Source organism: Paenarthrobacter sp. NPDC018779 (assembly GCF_044391085.1).
Taxonomy (GTDB): Bacteria; Actinomycetota; Actinomycetes; order Actinomycetales; family Micrococcaceae; genus Arthrobacter.
The window spans coordinates 364,652-378,680 of record NZ_JBIRZS010000003.1 but is presented as its reverse complement, the minus strand read 5'-3'; the positions used below and the strand labels follow the sequence as shown (position 1 = coordinate 378,680).

Below are 14,029 nucleotides of genomic sequence, written 5' to 3'. Positions count from 1 at the left end.
ACGGGACCGGCGGCCGGGAAGATCGTCGTCGAAAGAGTGGTTGGATACGTGAGCATCGAACGGGGAACAGCAACCCTGGCAGGCACCGAGCTCGATCTGGAAGACGCAATCATGGGGCCCACGGGCCGCCCGCACCGCGACTTCCCGGAACCGGCTCCGCTTGCTTCGCACGGCCCGGCGAGAGTCATCGCCATGGTCAACCAGAAGGGCGGAGTGGGCAAGACCACGTCCACCATCAACCTTGCTGCCGCGCTCGCCGAGTACGGCCGCCGCGTGCTGTTGGTGGACTTCGACCCGCAGGGCGCATTGTCGGCCGGGTTGGGCGTCAACCCCCATGAATTGGACCTCACCGTCTACAACGTGCTGATGGACCGGAAGGTGAGCATCCGCGAAGCCATCCACCAGACCGGCGTGGAGGGCGTGGACCTCCTGCCGGCCAACATCGACTTGTCCGCCGCCGAGGTGCAACTCGTCAATGAGGTGGCCCGCGAGCAAGTACTGGACCGTGCCCTCAAGAGTGTCGAGGACGAATACGATGTGGTCCTGATCGACTGCCAGCCGTCGCTGGGCCTGCTGACCGTCAACGCGCTGACTGCCGCGCACGGTGTCATCATCCCGCTGATCTGTGAGTTCTTTGCCCTGCGCGCTGTCGCCCTCCTGGTGGAAACCATCGAGAAGGTGCAGGACCGCCTGAACCCGCGCCTGCAAGTGGACGGCGTCCTGGCCACCATGTACGACGCCCGCACCCTGCACAGCCGCGAGGTCATCTCCCGCCTGGTGGAGGCCTTCGGGGACAAAGTGTTCGAGACCGTCATCAAGCGTTCCATTAAGTTCGCGGACGCCACCGTTGCCGCCGAGCCCATCACGAGTTACGCGGGCAACCACGTCGGTGCGGACGCCTACCGACGGCTCGCGAAGGAACTGATCTCGCGCGGCGGCGCGCCGTAGCCGTCGGCGTGGGATCGCCCTCTGCCCCGCCGCTCGCGGTGGACTCCTCCGTTTCAACGCCCGACGCCGGCACCTCCGAAGCGTCAAAGGGCGGCTTTGAGGTACGGCTGGCCAACTTTACAGGCCCTTTCGACCTGCTGCTCGGCCTGATCGCCAAGCACAAGATGGACATCACTGAGGTGGCCCTCGCAACGGTGACGGACGAGTTCATCAAGTACATCCGCAGGTTGCAGGAACTGGGGGAGGACTGGGCGCTGGACGAAGCCAGCGAGTTCCTGGTCATTGCGGCCACCCTGCTTGATCTGAAGGCTGCCCGCCTCCTGCCCGCCGGCGAGGTGGAAGACGACGAGGACATTGCGCTGCTGGAAGCCCGTGACCTCCTGTTCGCCCGGTTGTTGCAATACAAGGCCTTCAAGGAAGTGGCGGGGCTCCTCGGCAACCAGTTGGAAGAGGAAGGCCGCAGGTTCCCGCGGCACGTGGCCCTGGAGGGTCATTTTGCAGCGTTGTTGCCGGAGCTCGTGTGGCGTCACACCCCGGATCAATTTGCCGAACTTGCCGCCAAGGCGCTCAAACCCAAAGACGCCCCGCCCACCGAAGTAGGCCTGGGCCACCTGCATGCCCCACCCGTCAGCGTGAAGCAGCAAGCTGAGATCCTCGGCTACCGTCTGCAGTTGGGAGCGCCGCTGACGTTCCAGGTGCTGATCGCAGACGCCGAGAGCACCCTGGTGGTGGTTGCCCGCTTCCTGGCCCTGCTCGAGATGTTCCGTGACCGTGTGGTCGCGTTTGAGCAGCCCGTTCCCTTGGCCCAGTTGTTGGTCCGATGGACTGGAAGCGACGCAGAGTGGGACAGCTCAAACCTGAGCGAAGAGTACGAGGACCTGGGAGATGGAGCCGCAGATGACTGAGCAGCCGGCAGGAACGGACGGCCTGGCCGAACTTGAGGCGCTCCCCGGCGGCGCAAAGGCCGCCTTGGAAGCTGTGTTGATGGTCATCGATGAGCCGGCCACCGCGGAGGAGCTGGCCGCGGGACTGAACGTGACCGTCGCCGTCGTCGACGATTTGCTGCAGGAACTCCGGCGCGAGTATAGCGGCTATACTGTTAAAGCCCCGGACGTGGATGCTGAAGGCTTTGCCGCTGCCAGCAACGCACCCCGGGGTTTTGAATTGCGGAACATCGCCGGTGGTTGGCGGATCTACTCGCGGCCGGATTTCGCCCACATCGTTGGCAGGTTCGTCCTTGAGGGCCAAACCACCAGGCTGACCCAGGCAGCACTGGAGACTTTGGCGGTCATTGCCTACCGCCAGCCGGTCTCAAGGGCCAGGGTGTCCGCAATTCGCGGCGTTAACGTCGATTCCGTCGTCAGGACACTGACCCAGCGTGGATTGATCGAAGACGCCGGGAACGATCCCGAGTCCGGGGCAATCCTGTACCGGACAACCTCATATTTCCTGGAACGGATGGGCATCGGTTCAGTCGCGGACTTGCCGCAACTGTCACCGCACCTCCCCGGCCTCGAAGGGATCGACGAGTATTACGACGCAAGCCGGATGTAACCATTCGGCACAAGTACATATTGGTTCACGGCGCGCAGGGCGTGCCGCAGCAGCAGGGGCAGGCGATTGCCTGCCAGGCTGGCTAGTGTTGATTGCAGCACGGAAGGCCGGCCAATACTACACAAGGACGGGTCATGACACAGGCGGGACGCCAGGGTTCACCACGTAACGGTTCGGGACGCAACAACTCCGGACGCAATGAGGCAAGGGGCGGCGCAGGACGCTCCAACGCCGGCGGCTTTGCTGGCCGCGGCGGCGGTGCCGGCGCTGGAAAGCGCACCTTCAAGCAGGGCGAGGGCCGGCCGTTCAAGGCCGCAAAGCCGCGGGAAGCGGCTCCTTTCGACCCCGACAACCCCACGACGGCCGGCGGTCGGGGCCAGGCGGCGAAGCCCGCCAAACCCTTCCGCAAGCCCGGTTCCAACAAGCCGGGATACGGCAAGGCACCCGGCACGCCCGGCGCCCTCAAGCCCAAGCCGAAGCCCGGCAACGCCAAGCAGTACGGCTCCAAGGCCTTCGGCAGCGAGCGTTTCGGCCAGAACCTTGGCCCCGTCCGCAAGCCGGGCCGCAACCGCGGTCCACGCCAGGACGTTCCGCAGTCGGACCTGCACGACGTCGATGGCGTGCGCCTGCAGAAGGTCATGGCGCAGGCCGGCGTCGCCTCCCGTCGTGTCTGCGAGGAGATGATCCTCGAAGGCCGCGTCGAAGTCGATGGCCAGGTGACCACTGAGCTGGGGATGCGCGTGGACCCCAAGTCGGCCGTCATCCACGTCGACGGTATCCGTATCCAGTTGGACGAGACGCTCGTCTACATGGTCTTCAACAAGCCCAAGGGCGTCGTGTCCACCATGGAAGACCCCGAGGGCCGTCCCTGCATCAGCGATTTCCTCAAGACCAACAAGAACAAGGGCGAACGCCTGTTCCACGTGGGCCGCCTGGACGTCGCCACTGAGGGTTTGCTGTTGTTGACCAACGACGGCGAACTTGCCAACCGCTTGACCCATCCTTCGTATGAGGTGCCTAAGACGTACCTCGTCCAGGTCCGTGGACCGTTCCCGCAGGGCGTCGGCGCCCAGCTCAAGTCCGGTGTGGAGCTCGAGGACGGCGTGGCCGCGGTGGACTCCTTCCGCTTGGTGGACTCCACTCCCGGCCACGTGCTGATCGAGGTCGTCCTGCACTCGGGCAAGAACCGGATCGTGCGCCGTATGTTCGACGCCGTCGGCTTCCCGGTGCAGCGGCTGGTCCGCGTCAAGGTCGGACCGATTGGCCTGGGCGACCAGCGTCAGGGCAGCATCCGCAACCTCGGCAAGCAGGAAATCGGCCACCTGATGGCCGCCGTGGGACTCTAGGCATGTCGGCATTCCGCACGCACGGACGGGGCCATCTGGATGGCCCCGTCGTGGTACTTGGTACGGGCCTGCTCGGTGCCAGCATCGGCCTTGGCCTGCGTGGGCGCGGCGTCCCGGTTTTCCTGTTCGACACCTCGCCCACCAACCAGGCTGTGGCCGTGGACATTGGCGCGGGTCGTCCGCTTGACGAGCTGGATGCCCAGCCGCAGCTTGTGGTTGTGGCGGCACCCCCGGATGTCACGGCAGACGTCGTCGAAAAGGCGCTGGCTGATTACCCGGAAGCCGTGGTCGTCGACATTGCCAGCGTTAAAGCTGGCATCCAGGCCGACTTGCGTTCGCGAGGCGTGGATATGTCCCGCTATGTGGGCACCCACCCGATGGCAGGCCGGGAGAAGTCCGGACCCGTGGCAGCCAGGGGCGAGTTGTTCACGTCCATGCCGTGGGTTATCTGCCCGTCCGAAGAAACTGCGGACGAGGCACGCCAGGCAGCACGCTCGCTGGCGGGGGACCTGGGCGCATTCGTTTCCCAGTTCAGCGCCGATGAACATGATGAGGCTGTGGCCCTGGTGTCGCACTTGCCGCAGATCATGTCCTCACTGTTGGCCAGCCGGCTCCAGGGGACGCCGCTCCATGCGCTGTCCCTTGCCGGTAACGGCCTGCGGGACACCACGCGTATCGCAGCAAGCGATCCCACCCTTTGGGTCCAGATCCTCGGTGGAAATGCGGAGAAGGTCGTGGACATTCTCCACGGCGTCCGCGAGGACCTCAACCGGCTGATCGGCACCTTGGAGGATCCGTTCGCCCCTGGTGCCAGGCTTGACCTTGCCCAACTGATCAGCGAAGGCAACGCGGGGCAGGCCCGGATTCCGGGGAAGCACGGCGGCCCGCCGCAGGCATATTCCTGGTTGACCATCCTGGTCGATGACAGGCCGGGCCAGATCGCGCAGCTCCTCACCGAGATCGGCGAGATCGGCGTCAACCTGGAAGACCTTCGGCTGGACCATTCGTCGGGACAGAACGTGGGCATGGTGGAAATCTCCGTCCTGCCCAGCAAGCACGACCTCCTTGTTGAAGCATTGACCGATCGTGGATGGCGGGTACTCCAGTAATGACGCGTGAATTCTTTGGCCCGGAGACGGTTGCCCGTCCCGGCAAGCCGCTCGTGATAGCGATCGACGGTCCCTCCGGATCGGGCAAATCGAGTGTCAGCAAGGAAGTGGCCAAGCGGCTGAAGCTGGCCTACCTGGACACGGGCGCCATGTACCGCGCGTTGACCTGGTACTGCCTCAAGACCGGGGTGGACCTGCACGATGGCGCCGCCGTTGAACTTGCTTCCAAGACCATGCCGTTGGAAATCAGCACCAGCGCCTCGAACGAGTACGTGGCCGTGGACGGAACGGACGTGACGGAGGAAATCAGGGATCCCCGGATTTCCTCGTCCGTCAGTGCCGTGGCCACCACCTTGGGTGCCAGGACGGAACTGATCCGCCGGCAGCGGCAACTGATCGACCAGCACCATCACCGCATGGTGGTGGAAGGCCGCGACATCACCACGGTCGTCGCGCCCGGTGCCGAAGTGCGCATGCTCCTGACCGCCAGCGAGGAAGCCAGGCTCCGCCGTCGTCGAATCCAGTTGGGCGGCACCCAGACCAAGGAACAACTCGCCGCGCAGGTGATCCAGCGCGATGCGAAGGATTCCACGGTGGTCAACTTCACCCAGGCCGCCGATGGTGTGGTGACCCTGGATTCCTCGGACCTAGACTTTGAGGAAACCGTCCAAACCGCGTTGGCGATTGTCAGCAAGGTCATCTATGGCGACTGAGCAGAAAGGGCTAACGGGACAGCAGCGGCTCCCGGCATCCTGGAACCGTTTCTGGAGCCGTCCCATCGGGTGGTTCCTGGATCACGTTCTCTACAGGACCTCGGTGACGGGCAAGAGCAATATCCCTGCCGCCGGTCCGGTCATTTTTGCTGCGAACCACATCAGCTTCCTGGACGGCCCCGTCATGTACGGTGTCGCGCCACGGCCCATGCACATCATGGTCAAGAAGGAGATGTTCAAGGGTTTCCTGGGCAGGGCCCTGACGGCTTCGGGCCAGATCCCGGTGGACCGCAGCGGCGACCGTGCCGCCCTGCACCTGGGCAAGGAACTGCTCGACGCCGGCCGTTGCGTCGGCATCCTGCCGGAAGGGACACGGGGGACCGGTGCCGCCGAAACCATCAGCGGCGGGGTTGCCTGGCTGGCGGTCAACTCCGGTGCCACGGTAATTCCCGTGGCCATCCTTGGTACGCGACACCCAGGCGAGCATCGCGACCATATTCCCCGCCTGCGCAGGAAGCTGTACGTCAGCTTCGGCGAACCCCTGACGGTGCAGCGCCGGAAGGGCGAATCGGGGCGTGTTTCAATGGACAGGGCGGCGACGGCAATCCGCGATGCCCTGGCAGCACACGTCCAGGATGCCGTCCGGAAGACCGGGCAGGCCCTTCCCCGGGAAGCGGCCCCTGAACCGGACCAACACCACCGCCACATCGAAGTAGCCGGAACCCCGGCAGACCACCACTGAAGGAAAAGTGCAATGAGCGATACGACTCAAAAATCCGGCCACCATGGTGCCGGCGACGACGAATACACGCCCACCGGCACCGACCAGGTGGCTGAAAATCTGGCTGCCTTGGACGACGAGGAAGCGGAGCTCCGGGCCGCCACCCTTCGTGCCGGACTCGATGATTACGAGCTCGACGAAGACGATGCTGCCCTCCTTAGCGGCGACTACGAGGACGAAGGCGACGAGGGTCCGCTCAAGCTGGATCCGGTCCTGGCCATCATCGGCCGTCCCAATGTTGGCAAGTCCACCCTGGTCAACCGAATCCTGGGCCGTCGTGAAGCCGTGGTGGAGGACACCCCGGGTGTCACCCGCGACCGTGTGATGTACTCGGCCCGCTGGAACGGCAAGAACTTCACGCTGGTGGATACCGGCGGGTGGGAGCACGACGCCAAGGGCATCCACGCCCGCGTGGCCGACCAAGCCGAGATGGCCGTCGAGCTTGCCGACGCCGTGCTGTTCGTCGTGGACTCCGCCGTTGGCGCCACCGCCACGGACGAAGGCGTCATGAAGATGCTTCGCAAGAGCAAGAAGCCGGTCATCATGGTGGCCAACAAGGTGGACGACTTTGCGCAGGAAGCCGACTCCGCCTCGTTGTGGGGCCTTGGTTTCGGCCAGCCATATCCGGTCTCGGCCCTGCACGGCCGCGGGGTCGCCGACCTCCTGGACCATGTCATCGACACCTTGCCGGAGTTCTCGCAGGTGGAAGGCGTCGAGCGGTCCGGTGGCCCGCGCCGCATCGCACTCATCGGTCGCCCGAACGTCGGCAAGTCCTCGCTGTTGAACAAGCTCGCTGGTTCGGAGCGTGTTGTGGTGGACCCGCTGGCAGGAACCACGCGTGACCCTGTGGACGAGTTCATCGAACTCGGCGACCGCACGTGGCGCTTCGTGGACACCGCCGGTATCCGCCGCCGCCAGCACATGGCCCAAGGCGCGGACTTCTACGCCTCGCTGCGAACGCAGTCCGCGCTCGAGAAGGCGGAGGTCGCCGTCGTGCTCCTCGCCGTGGACGAGGTCCTCAGCGAGCAGGACGTCCGCATCCTGCAATTGGCCATTGAATCCGGCCGTGCGCTGGTCCTGGCCTTCAATAAGTGGGACCTCCTGGACGATGAGCGTCGGCGTTATCTGGAACGCGAAATCGAACAGGACCTGGCACACGTTGAATGGGCACCCCGCGTGAACATCTCCGCCAAGACCGGCTGGCACAAGGACCGTTTGGTTCCTGCGCTGGACAAGGCGCTGGAGAGCTGGGACCGCCGTATTCCCACCGGGCGCCTCAACGCGTTCCTGGGTGAACTCGTGGCAGCCCACCCGCACCCTGTCCGTGGCGGAAAGCAGCCGCGCATCCTCTTCGGCACCCAGGCCTCCAGCAGGCCGCCGAAGTTCGTGTTGTTCACCACCGGCTTCCTGGACCCCGGATACCGCCGCTTCATCACCCGGCGCCTGCGCGAAACGTTCGGCTTCGAGGGCACGCCCATCGAGGTCAACATGCGCGTTCGCGAGAAGCGCGGCCGGAAAAAGTAAATGAGACGCGCATCACAGCCAACTTTGGCTCTGATGGCATGAGCGGCCTCCAACTTCGTGTAAGCTTTTGGAGGTGGTTCGGCCGGACTGCTTAGGTAGGAATCTTCGGAGGAATACCGTGGCGGAGAACGGTGGAACCAGCGGGCTGTAGCGCAGCTTGGTAGCGCACTTGACTGGGGGTCAAGGGGTCGCAGGTTCAAATCCTGTCAGCCCGACCATAAAGGCCGGAGTCCCGTGGAAACACGGGACTCCGGCCTTTGGTCGTTAAGTCGTGCGGCTTATCCTTCGGTGGCCCGGCGGGCGCCAGGCCACCCCTGGGAATGTGCGCGTCAGACTGCCTGCAAAGCGCCGAGCGCCCGCACCAGCGGCTCGAGTTCCGGAACCCGTTCGGCCGCAGCCAGTGCTGATGCCAACGTCTCGTCATGGACGGGCTTGGCATCCACGAGCAGCTTTTGTCCGGCCACTGTCAGTTCCGTGTAGATCCCGCGGCGGTCATCGGCACAGAGGATGCGGGTGAGGAGCCCGCGATCCTCCAAACGGTTCACCAGCCGGGTAGTAGCGCTGCTGGAAAGTGCCGTGGCGCGGGCGAGTTGCTGCATGCGCATGTGCCAGCCGTCTTGCCGGCTCAGCGCGTCAAGGACCGTGTACTCCACCACCGAGAGCTCGCTGGAGGCCTGGAGTGCCTTCTCCAGTTCGGCCTCGATGCTCCCGTGCAGGGCGGCAAGCGTGCGCCATCCCTGTGCCCGTACCTCTACGGCGTCATCCTTGATGCCCATGTCTGCTGTGCTCCTGACTTGGTGGTGGTCCGATTGCAGACTGCGTAAAGTAGTTGCTTGCGCAATTATCTAGCGTGTGCAACTATATATAAAGCGTCTGCAACTATTATTCTACGGTTCCCGGCGGCGCACTTCCACTCCAGGGGACCACCCCATTGAAGGAGCTCTCCACATGCCTGCAGGGTTGATTGCCCTTGCCCTGGGCGGTTTCGGTATCGGATTGACCGAATTCGTCATCATGGGCCTCTTGCCCGAAGTAGCGGCCGATTTCCGCGTCAGCGAAGCGTCGGCCGGCTGGTTCATCTCCGGCTACGCCTTAAGCGTCACCGTCGGCGCTCTCCTGGTGACGGCGGCTGTGACCAGGCTTCCCCGAAAGCCCGTGCTCATGGGCCTCCTGGTCCTCTTCATTGTTGGCAACTTCCTGTCGGCGGTGTCAGAAACCTACAGCGCCATGCTGGTTGGCCGGATCATTGCCGCGCTGTGCCATGGAGCGTTCTTTGGCATCGGTTCGGTGGTAGCCGCGAGCCTGGTTCCCGCCCACAAAAAGGCCGGAGCAATCGCCATCATGTTCACCGGCCTCACCGCGGCGAACGTCCTGGGAGTGCCGTTCGGCACCCTGCTCGGCCAGAACTTTGGCTGGCGCTCCACCTTCTGGGCCATTACCGTCATTGGGGTCATTGCCTTGGCAGGCATTGCCCTCATGGTGCCCAAGGCCAGTGCCGAAGCCGCCAAGAGCCTGCGAACCGAAATCGGGGCCTTCCGCTCCGGCCAGGTGTGGCTTTCCATTGTGGTGACCATCCTCGGATTCGGCGGCATGTTCGGTGCGTTCACCTACATTGCCTTCACCCTGACCGAGGTCTCCGGGTTCGCGGCAAGTTCGGTTCCGTGGCTCCTGGTGCTGTTCGGTGCCGGACTGTTCGTGGGCAACTTCCTGGGCGGCAAGGCGGCAGACAAGGCCCTCGATGCATCCCTGATGGTGATCCTCGGTGGCTTGGTGCTTGTCCTGGTGTTCTTCGCCCTGACGGCTTCCAGCAGCATTGCCACCCTCGTCTCGCTTGCGCTCATGGGAGGCTTTGGCTTCGCCACGGTTCCCGGGCTCCAGATGCGCGTCATGCATTTCGCCACGTCGGCTCCCACCCTGGCGTCCGGGGCCAACATTGGTGCGTTCAACCTTGGCAACGCCCTCGGTGCCTGGCTCGGCGGCGTGACCATCAGCGCAGGCCTCGGCTACACATCGCCCATTTGGGTCGGGGCGGGGATCACGGTGGCAGCCCTCCTTGTCATGGCGGCGGCCGCTGTGGGGGCCAAGCGCAAGGATGCTTCGGCGCCAAAGCAGGCGTCCGACGTCGAACGCGAACCCCGGGCGGCCACCGTCGCCTGACGCTGACGGCAGCATGGAAAAGCCCGCCGCGGATATTTATCCGGGGCGGGCTTCTTCATGCTCAGTTGGCGCCGGGCCAGACTCCAGGGCGCAGATTGCCTGGGCTTACGGTCCAGCGGGCGTCCCGTTCCCTGCGTCTTCCGTCGAAGGTGCGGCCTTGGCGGAACGTGCGCGTTCCAGTTCGGCTTGCTTGAGTGCCTTCATTTGCTTGCCACGGCGACGCCACACGGTCCAAAGAATGGTGACTGTGGCGAAGATGACCGCGGCCGCCACTGCGGAGATCGCCGTCCATGTGGTGAAGAAGCCGGCATCCACGCTGAGGGTGCGTTGGCCTGCGTGGGCGGATTCGCTGGAGCCGAACACGATTCCCGCCGTCAGGAGGTTGGGCGTTGCCACCGCTACCGCCAACAGGAGGATGACGATCTTGAGGGGCCACTTTACTGCCTTGTGCGTGGCTTGCCAGGCAATCACCAGGGGAACGAAGGTGAAGACGAATCCGTAGAACATGCCCACCAGGACGCTGGCACCAAGGTCGCGCCGAATTTGTCCTGCGATGACGTCCGACCACCAGCGGGGGAGTATTGCGCCCAAAACAAAGTAGGTTGCCACAGCAACAAGCAATGCCACAATGACCAGGATTATTTTGACGCCCCAATTGCCCTTTTTCCCGGGTGGTACTTGTGCTTGTTCAGTCATGGGTCAATCATGGCAGAGACCTCACAGGGCGTAACGGAATTATGCCTATACTTTCAGCGGTGGCCGGATGCCCGGGCCGCCGTCGAGGTCCAATAAAGTCCCGATGAAAGGCGACCCATGAGCAATATTCCAGCCGATCTTTCCTATACCGCAGAACACGAATGGGTTTCGGCGCCGGACGGCGACGGAGTTGTCCGTGTAGGCATCACGGATTTTGCCCAGGATGCCCTGGGCGATGTGGTCTATGCCCAGATGCCGGAACCGGGAACCAAGATCACCGGAAATGATGTTGTGGGCGAGGTTGAATCGACCAAGAGCGTCAGCGATATCTATGCCCCGGTCAGCGGCGAAGTCATCAACAGGAATGACGCCTTGGACCAGGATCCTGCCCTTATCAACTCCGATCCTTACGGCGAGGGCTGGCTTTTTGAAGTCAAACTCGCCGATGCTGACGCAGTGGATTCCCTGCTCAGTGCATCGGAGTACGAACAACAGGTAGGCTAAAGTTATCTGGCCCGCCCGGCTGTATTTCCCCTGCGGGAAGTTACGGGAAGGCGGGCCAGCAACCGATTTGCCCGGCGGTACCGGGAGGTGGATGTGGCCGGCAGGTTTTGGAATGCCGGCGGATGAGGAGGAAATTCCATGGTTGGCGGCGACAAGAACCAAGCCAATGTAGGGAACGGCGCGGAGGAACAGCCCACGTCGGAGACCACCTCGATCAGCATCACGCCAACGTGGGATGAGCCCAGCATTGCTCCCAAGCTTGCACCGGAAGAGCGCGCGTCGGTTGACGCGCTGCCGCCGGACTCCGCGCTGCTCATTGCCCACAGTGGCCCCAACGCCGGAGCGCGGTTCCTGCTGGACGCAGATACCACCACGGCCGGCCGGCACCCTGATGCTGACATCTTCCTGGACGACGTCACAGTCTCACGCAAGCACGTCGAATTTCACCGCACTTCCGCCGGCTTCGAACTGGTGGACATGGGAAGCCTGAACGGCACGTACGTCAACCACGACCGTGTGGACCGGGTGCAACTCAAGAGCGGCAACGAAGTGCAGATCGGCAAGTTCCGGCTGACCTACTACCTGAGCCCTGGCCGCCCGGCGGGCCAAGCCTGACCCCGGGGTACCTGCCTGTGGCAATGGCCCAGCCGGAACGTCGCGGACCGCAGGTCCTGAACATCGGGGAAGTCCTGGCTCAACTGAGCGACGATTTCCCCGGGATGACCGCGTCCAAGATCCGCTTCCTTGAGGAAAAGGGCCTCATCAATCCCAAGCGCACGCCGGCCGGTTACCGGCAGTACGCGGACAGCGATGTGGAACGCCTGCGGTTCGTCCTGGCCCTCCAGCGCGACCAATACTTGCCTCTGAAGGTGATCAAGGATTACCTGGATGCGATCGACCGTGGGGAGCGCCCGGACAATCTCCCGCCTGGAGTCTCGGTCACGCCCCGGGCAGTTACTGCCGAGATGGCTGCCGAGGTCCATGGCCGTGCCCGGACGCTGACGGACGAACAGCTTCGAGCCGAGTCGGGTGCGAGCGTGCCCTTGCTGGAGTCCCTGCTGAGTTTCGGGCTGATCAGCCACATTGGCGGCAAGTTCGACGAACACGCCCTCCAGGTTGCCCGTGCCTGTGTCCAGCTGGAAGTCCACGGCCTGGAGCCCCGGCACTTGCGGCCGTTCCAGGCCGCCGCCGACCGCGAGTTTGGCCTGGTGGAAAGGGCCGTGGCGCCGCTGACGTCGCGGAAGGATGCTGCGTCGCAGGCCCGGGCGGCCGAAGCCGCGCGCGAAATCAGCGACCTCTGCCTCACCTTGCACCGGGCGCTGGTCCACCACCGCATCTCACGGATGGACTCCTGATGATCGAAGTAGAAATTGTCGGCGTTCGCATTGAGCTGCCCTCCAACCAGCCCTTGGTCCTGCTCCGGGAACTCAAGGGGGAGCGGCATGTTCCCATTTGGATCGGCACTCCCGAGGCCAGCGCCATCGCCCTCGCCCAGCAGGGCGTGGTTCCGCCACGCCCCATGACGCACGATCTCCTGATCGACGTTGTTGAGTCCCTGGGCCACTCGATCATCAGCGTCAACATCGTTGCGGTCGAGGACAACATCTTCTACGGCCAACTGCAGTTCGACGACGGCACCGTGGTGAGTTCGCGGGCGTCGGATGCCCTGGCCTTGGCTTTGCGGGCAAAGTGCCGCATCTGGTGCGCCGACGCAGTCATGGAGGAGGCTGGCGTCCGCATCACTGAACACGACGAGGGCGAAGACTCCGAGCCGGATCCCAGCGTGGACGAAGAACGCGAGATGCGCCGCTTCCGCGAGTTTCTGGACGACGTGGAGCCTGAGGATTTCGAAGGTTGAGCCACCCTAAGCCTAAAGTTGAGGGTGAAAGTTTCGACACGCCTTTTTTCGCGGCCAACGTCTTTGACCTAGGGCCTTTACCGGCCTAACGTCGAAGTATCAAGTTCCCGTTGCATACACTGCCGGCGCAAGTCACACTGGAAGGTGCGGACTTGTGGGAATTACACGGCTGATTTTCAGCGTTGTGTTTCAGTGCTGTGCACCGTCCCCAAGGGAACTGTCAACAAGGAGGTCACGTGAGTCCGAAAGGCGAAGCAGGCGAGCTGAAGCAGGCCTCGACCGGCATTGCTGCGCCCGCATCCGGCGCCCAAGGTTTGCTCTTTACGGAGGACCTTCCAGTGCTGGACGAGGACGCAGGCTACCGCGGCCCCACCGCATGCAAGGCCGCGGGAATCACGTACCGCCAACTCGACTACTGGGCACGCACCGGCTTGGTTGAACCCGCTGTCCGCGGCGCCGCCGGTTCCGGTTCCCAGCGCCTTTACGGATTCCGCGACATCCTGGTCCTCAAGGTCGTCAAGCGGTTGTTGGACACCGGAGTCTCGCTGCAGCAAATCCGGAGTGCCGTGGAGCACCTGCGGGAACGCGGTGTGGAAGACCTGGCACAGATTACGCTCATGAGCGATGGCGCCAGCGTCTACGAATGTACGTCCGCGGATGAAGTCATTGACCTGGTGCAAGGTGGCCAAGGCGTCTTCGGCATCGCCGTGGGCCGCGTATGGCGCGAGGTCGAGGGGAGCCTCGCCGCCCTTCCGAGTGAGCATGCCGCCGAACAATCCTTTCCGGACGACGAACTCAGCAAGCGACGCGTAGCCCGCAAGATCGGCTAAGCCGCGCCT

16 protein-coding genes and 1 tRNA gene are annotated in these 14,029 nt (G+C 63.9%); 15 read left to right on the top strand and 2 right to left on the bottom strand.

Annotated elements, in window-relative coordinates:
- Positions 1-48: 48 nt before the first annotated feature.
- From ACH488_RS06200 to ACH488_RS06160, 9 genes are all read left to right on the top strand, one after another.
- Positions 49-948 (top strand): ParA family protein, encoded by a 900-nt coding sequence (locus ACH488_RS06200; RefSeq protein ID WP_397322929.1) that lies wholly within the window; start codon positions 49-51, stop codon positions 946-948.
- 38 nt (positions 949-986) lie between these two features.
- Positions 987-1,853 carry a segregation and condensation protein A gene (locus ACH488_RS06195; protein WP_397322966.1) on the top strand — a complete coding sequence of 289 codons (867 nt, stop codon included), beginning with the start codon at positions 987-989 and terminating at the stop codon, positions 1,851-1,853.
- On the top strand, positions 1,846-2,502 hold the full coding sequence (locus ACH488_RS06190) for an SMC-Scp complex subunit ScpB (RefSeq protein WP_397322928.1): 657 nt from the start codon (positions 1,846-1,848) through the stop codon (positions 2,500-2,502). Before ACH488_RS06195 ends, ACH488_RS06190 begins: the two co-directional genes overlap by 8 nt.
- A gap of 134 nt (positions 2,503-2,636) precedes the next feature.
- The gene (locus ACH488_RS06185; RefSeq protein WP_397322927.1) at positions 2,637-3,848 is read left to right on the top strand and encodes a pseudouridine synthase; all 1,212 of its coding nucleotides are present in this window, start codon (positions 2,637-2,639) and stop codon (positions 3,846-3,848) included.
- Positions 3,849-3,850: 2 nt separating this feature from the next.
- Positions 3,851-4,957 carry a prephenate dehydrogenase gene (locus tag ACH488_RS06180; protein ID WP_397322925.1) on the top strand — a complete coding sequence of 369 codons (1,107 nt, stop codon included), beginning with the start codon at positions 3,851-3,853 and terminating at the stop codon, positions 4,955-4,957.
- Complete coding sequence (gene cmk / locus ACH488_RS06175) at positions 4,957-5,670, top strand: (d)CMP kinase (protein ID WP_397322924.1); 714 nt, start codon at positions 4,957-4,959, stop codon at positions 5,668-5,670. Before ACH488_RS06180 ends, cmk begins: the two co-directional genes overlap by 1 nt.
- Before the next feature lie 64 nt (positions 5,671-5,734).
- Entirely contained in the window at positions 5,735-6,412 is a 678-nt protein-coding gene (locus ACH488_RS06170) for a lysophospholipid acyltransferase family protein (RefSeq protein ID WP_397322965.1), read from the top strand.
- 12 nt (positions 6,413-6,424) lie between these two features.
- A complete protein-coding gene (gene der, locus ACH488_RS06165) occupies positions 6,425-7,975 on the top strand; it encodes a ribosome biogenesis GTPase Der (RefSeq protein WP_397322923.1) in 1,551 nt (516 codons plus the stop codon).
- A gap of 141 nt (positions 7,976-8,116) precedes the next feature.
- A tRNA-Pro gene (locus ACH488_RS06160) sits at positions 8,117-8,193 on the top strand.
- 111 nt (positions 8,194-8,304) lie between these two features.
- Here the strand turns inward: ACH488_RS06160 and ACH488_RS06155 are convergent.
- Entirely contained in the window at positions 8,305-8,751 is a 447-nt protein-coding gene (locus tag ACH488_RS06155) for a MarR family winged helix-turn-helix transcriptional regulator (RefSeq protein ID WP_397322922.1), read from the bottom strand.
- 172 nt (positions 8,752-8,923) lie between these two features.
- On the opposite strand from ACH488_RS06155, the gene ACH488_RS06150 reads away from it, so the two are divergent.
- Positions 8,924-10,132 (top strand): MFS transporter, encoded by a 1,209-nt coding sequence (locus ACH488_RS06150; RefSeq protein ID WP_397322921.1) that lies wholly within the window; start codon positions 8,924-8,926, stop codon positions 10,130-10,132.
- Positions 10,133-10,237: 105 nt separating this feature from the next.
- Here ACH488_RS06150 and ACH488_RS06145 read toward each other — a convergent pair whose 3' ends face one another.
- Entirely contained in the window at positions 10,238-10,828 is a 591-nt protein-coding gene (locus tag ACH488_RS06145) for a hypothetical protein (protein ID WP_397322919.1), read from the bottom strand.
- A 117-nt stretch (positions 10,829-10,945) separates the two neighbouring features.
- On the opposite strand from ACH488_RS06145, the gene gcvH reads away from it, so the two are divergent.
- From gcvH to ACH488_RS06120, 5 genes are all read left to right on the top strand, one after another.
- Positions 10,946-11,332 (top strand): glycine cleavage system protein GcvH, encoded by a 387-nt coding sequence (gene gcvH, locus ACH488_RS06140; RefSeq protein WP_397322918.1) that lies wholly within the window; start codon positions 10,946-10,948, stop codon positions 11,330-11,332.
- A 138-nt stretch (positions 11,333-11,470) separates the two neighbouring features.
- Positions 11,471-11,947 carry an FHA domain-containing protein gene (locus ACH488_RS06135; protein WP_397322917.1) on the top strand — a complete coding sequence of 159 codons (477 nt, stop codon included), beginning with the start codon at positions 11,471-11,473 and terminating at the stop codon, positions 11,945-11,947.
- Positions 11,948-11,970: 23 nt separating this feature from the next.
- Positions 11,971-12,687, top strand: a complete 717-nt coding sequence (locus tag ACH488_RS06130; RefSeq protein WP_397322915.1) for a MerR family transcriptional regulator — start codon at positions 11,971-11,973, stop codon at positions 12,685-12,687.
- On the top strand, positions 12,687-13,190 hold the full coding sequence (locus tag ACH488_RS06125; protein ID WP_397322914.1) for a bifunctional nuclease family protein: 504 nt from the start codon (positions 12,687-12,689) through the stop codon (positions 13,188-13,190). Before ACH488_RS06130 ends, ACH488_RS06125 begins: the two co-directional genes overlap by 1 nt.
- 236 nt (positions 13,191-13,426) lie before the next feature.
- The gene (locus ACH488_RS06120) at positions 13,427-14,020 is read left to right on the top strand and encodes a MerR family transcriptional regulator (protein ID WP_387438600.1); all 594 of its coding nucleotides are present in this window, start codon (positions 13,427-13,429) and stop codon (positions 14,018-14,020) included.
- The last annotated feature ends 9 nt before the right edge of the window (positions 14,021-14,029 follow it).

What these genes read in the sequence shown, in the direction of transcription:
- ACH488_RS06135 (WP_397322917.1), top strand. Translation starts at nt 11,471, where the DNA reads ATGGTTGGCGGCGACAAGAACCAAGCCAATGTAGGGAACGGCGCGGAG.
- ACH488_RS06145 (WP_397322919.1), bottom strand. Translation starts at nt 10,828, where the DNA reads ATGACTGAACAAGCACAAGTACCACCCGGGAAAAAGGGCAATTGGGGC.
- cmk (WP_397322924.1), top strand. Translation starts at nt 4,957, where the DNA reads ATGACGCGTGAATTCTTTGGCCCGGAGACGGTTGCCCGTCCCGGCAAG.
- ACH488_RS06150 (WP_397322921.1), top strand. Translation starts at nt 8,924, where the DNA reads ATGCCTGCAGGGTTGATTGCCCTTGCCCTGGGCGGTTTCGGTATCGGA.
- der (WP_397322923.1), top strand. Translation starts at nt 6,425, where the DNA reads ATGAGCGATACGACTCAAAAATCCGGCCACCATGGTGCCGGCGACGAC.
- ACH488_RS06185 (WP_397322927.1), top strand. Translation starts at nt 2,637, where the DNA reads ATGACACAGGCGGGACGCCAGGGTTCACCACGTAACGGTTCGGGACGC.
- ACH488_RS06180 (WP_397322925.1), top strand. Translation starts at nt 3,851, where the DNA reads ATGTCGGCATTCCGCACGCACGGACGGGGCCATCTGGATGGCCCCGTC.
- ACH488_RS06125 (WP_397322914.1), top strand. Translation starts at nt 12,687, where the DNA reads ATGATCGAAGTAGAAATTGTCGGCGTTCGCATTGAGCTGCCCTCCAAC.
- ACH488_RS06190 (WP_397322928.1), top strand. Translation starts at nt 1,846, where the DNA reads ATGACTGAGCAGCCGGCAGGAACGGACGGCCTGGCCGAACTTGAGGCG.
- ACH488_RS06130 (WP_397322915.1), top strand. Translation starts at nt 11,971, where the DNA reads ATGGCCCAGCCGGAACGTCGCGGACCGCAGGTCCTGAACATCGGGGAA.
- ACH488_RS06155 (WP_397322922.1), bottom strand. Translation starts at nt 8,751, where the DNA reads ATGGGCATCAAGGATGACGCCGTAGAGGTACGGGCACAGGGATGGCGC.
- gcvH (WP_397322918.1), top strand. Translation starts at nt 10,946, where the DNA reads ATGAGCAATATTCCAGCCGATCTTTCCTATACCGCAGAACACGAATGG.